The sequence below is a fragment of the Oleiharenicola lentus genome, from assembly GCF_051660365.1.
Classification (GTDB): Bacteria; Verrucomicrobiota; Verrucomicrobiia; order Opitutales; family Opitutaceae; genus Lacunisphaera; species Lacunisphaera lenta_A.
This window is the reverse complement of the sequence record NZ_JBOZXB010000005.1, coordinates 1-3,758: the sequence shown is the minus strand read 5'-3', so window position 1 is coordinate 3,758 and position 3,758 is coordinate 1. Positions and strand designations below refer to the sequence as shown.

The 3,758-nt window shown below is 64.6% G+C and carries 1 protein-coding gene; it reads left to right on the top strand.

Translation table 11 applies throughout. The features are described from left to right. Nucleotides 1-3,758 (top strand): beta strand repeat-containing protein (locus ACRRQW_RS21190; RefSeq protein ID WP_438483711.1); only part of this gene is annotated, 3,758 nt, incomplete at both ends.

Here is a 3,758-nt window from a genome sequence, read left to right as displayed (position 1 = left end):
GCCAGACGACGCTCACCGCCGCGACGGGGATGGGCGGGGCAGGGGCCGCGGATCTCGACACGACGATCAACACGCTGCAAGCGACGAACACTACTTCCGGTGACATTTATCTCCAGGAAACCAATGCGCTCACGATCAACGGCACGGGTATCCGCACCCTCGGTGGCAACGGCCGCATCGACTTGGAAATCCTCACTGGCACCGTCAACGTGACCGCCGTCATCACCGCCCACGGTTCCGGCACGATCCGCGTGAACGCCGAAGCCGGCGTGCTCTCGCTCGGGGCCAACGTGAGCTCCACGACTGGCAACATCACGCTCACGGCCGACACCGTCGCGCAAAATGCGAACATCTCAACCGGCGGCACCGGCACCATCGCCGTCACCGCGGACACGGCCGGGATCACAATGGCCGATGGAACGACGACGACCACCGCCACCGGCAACGTCACTTACACGGCCGCGACCTCGATTGCGCTTTCCCTCCTCACAAGCACCTCCGGCAACCTTGCGCTCACCGCGACCGTCGGAGCGATCACTGACAACACGCTCCTTGAAACCCCGAACCTCGTCACCACCGGCACCGCGTCGTTCACCGCTGCGACCGGCATCGGCGGCACCGGAGTCGCTGACATCGACACGGCACTGGGCAGTCTCACCGCCCTGAACACTGGATCCAACGGCATCGTCTTCGAAGAAACCGACGCCCTCACCATTACCTCTGGTGGTATCGTCAACCAGGCTTCTGGAGCCCCGATCATCCTGACCACGCTTGCGGGCACGCTGACGATCAACGGCCAGATCCGCACGACCGGCTCCGGTCACATCCGCCTGAGTGTCGCCGGAGTCGACTCTGATTTAATCTCCATTGCTGCGATCACCTCCGGCACCGGTTCGATTACTCTCCTTGCCGCGCGTTCCGTCACCCTCAACGCCGGAGCCTCCCTTGCGACGACCGGCACGGGCACGCTCGACGTGGAAGCCGCCGCCGGTTCGATTAAGCTCGCCGACAACGTCGCGGTCACGACCGCCGGCGGTAGTATCCGCTTCCTCGCCGCGCAGGACGTCACGCTCTCCGGCCTCAACGCCGCCACCGGCAGCGTCACCATCCGTGCGACCGCTGGATCGATCATCGACGCGGGTGCCACGCTCAACGACATCACCGCCGCGAACCTGCGGCTCTTCGCCGGAGTCGGCATCGGCTCCGCCCTCGACGTTCTTGAAATCACCATCGCCACGCTCGCCGCGGCCGCGACCACCGGTGGCATCCGCTTGAGCGAGCAAGACGATGTCACGATCGGCACCGTCGCGATCGTCAACGTGAACCGCGTCTCGGTGAGCAACACCACTGCCACGGTCGGTGACGTGGCCGCCACTTCCGACCTGACGACCACCACCGGCGCCATCGAACTCACTTCGCGCACCGGTTCGATTACCCTCACCGACGGAGTCAACGCCGACACCCGGGCGATCACGACCACGACCGGGTCGGTCGTCCTGCGCGCGCAAAACAGCATCACCTTCCAAGCGAGCATCGTGAGCACCAGCGGCGACTTTACGCTTACCGCCACGACCGGCGCGCTCATCGATGATACTCCGAGCGAGGGCGCTTTGCTCATCACGACTGGCACGGCAACGCTCACGGCCGCCACCGGCGTCGGCGCCGCGAACGCGAGCGACATCGACACGACGATCACGAGCGTCACCGCGACCAACATCACTTCCGGCGGTATCTTCCTCCACGAAACCGCCACCCTCATCGTCCTCGGTGCCACGACGCAAGCGGGCAACGGCTCGATCTCGATCCTCGTCGACACGGGCGATCTCACCGTCACCGGCGCCGTCACCGCGCACGGTTCGGGTAACGTTTATCTGCGCGCCGCGGCCGGCAATGTTACCGTCAACGCCGATGTCGCATCGACGAGCGGTCACCTGACGACCCTCGCATCGGCGACGCTCACGCTGAACGCCGACCTCACGACGGGCGGCACCGTCGACTTGGAAGGGAACCTGATCACGGCCTCGCTCACCGCGGATGTGACCGCCGGTGGCCACGTGCGCTTTGCTTCGGCGACGACCATTATCCTCGGTGGTGTCATCACCACGCCCGCGAACGTCTCACTCACCGCTGGCACCGGTTCGATCACCGATCTCGACACGGACAACTCGGTGGACGTGGTGGCTTCCGGCCTGCGCCTCGTGGCCGGTCTCGGCCTCGGCACGGCGACAAATCACCTCGAAACCACCATGGCCACTCTCTCCGCACGTGCGACCTCCGGCGGCATTTACCTCGACGAAACCAACTCGCTGACGATCGGCGACGTCGCTGTTACGATCCAGAAGGTGAACGTCGATGCGACGGTAACTCCGGTGACCGACGTGACGCAGTCCGACATCCGCACCACCTCCGGCAACGGCTCCATCGTCCTCGTGACCGGCGGCGATTTGACGCTCAACGACGGCACCGCGGCCGCCGACACGACGGCAGTGAGCGCACATGGCACCGGCAACGTCCTTCTCTCCACCACGGGCGCGATCACGTTGAATGCTGACATCCTCTCTGGCTCTGGCCACGTGACTGCGACGGCCACGGCGACGCTCACGTTGAACGCCGACATCACCACGACCGGCACGGTCGACTTGGAAGCGAACCTGATCACGGCTTCGCTCACCGCCGACATCACGGCGGGGGCCGACGTGCGCCTCGTTTCCGCGACGAACATTATCCTCGGTGGCGTTATCACCACTCCTGCCAACGTCTCGCTCATCGCGACCGCGGGTTCGATCACCGATCTCGATACGAACAGCGCCGTCGATATCGTCGCCGCCGGCCTGCGGATCGTCGCCGGTCTAGGCCTCGGCACTGCGACGAACCACCTCGAAACCACGATCTCCACGCTCTCGGCGCGCGCCACCTCTGGCGGCCTCTTCCTCTCGGAAACCAACGCCCTTACAATCGACGACGTCGCGGTCACGATTCAGAAAGTAAACATCGATGCGTCGGTCACTAGTGTCACCGACGTGACGCAATCCGATGTGCGCACGACCGCCGGCAACGGTGCGATCGTGCTGACGACCGGCGGTGACCTTACGCTCAACGACGGCACCGCCGCCGCAGACACAACATCGATCAGTGCGCATGGCACGGGCAACGTGCTTCTCGCGACTACCGGCTCGATCACCGTCAACGCCGACATTGTTTCCGGTAGCGGACATGTGACGCTCACCGCGACCGCAACGCTCACACTCAACGCTGATATTACAACGAGCGGCACCGTTGATTTGGAAGCCAACATGATTGTTGCTTCGGTCACTGCCGACATCACCGCCGGAGCCGACGTGCGCCTCGTTTCCGCGACGAACATTATCCTCGGTGGGGTGATCACGACGCTCGCGAACGTCTCACTCATCGCGATGGCCGGCAGCATCACCGACCTCGACACGGACCACTCCGTCGACGTCGTCGCCGCTGGCCTCCGCTTGGTCGCCGGCCTTGGCATCGCCACCGCGACGAACCACCTCGACACCACCATCGCCACACTCTCGGCCCGCGCCACTTCCGGTGGTATTTATCTCAACGAAACCAACGCGCTCACCGTCGGCGACGTCGCCGTGACAATCCAGAAAGTGAACGCGGATGCGAGTGTCACCGCCGTAACCGACGTAACGCAGTCCGACATCCGCACGACCGCAGGCAACGGTGCGATCGTTATCGTGACCGGTGGTGACCTGACCTTGAACGACGGCACTGCCGCTGCT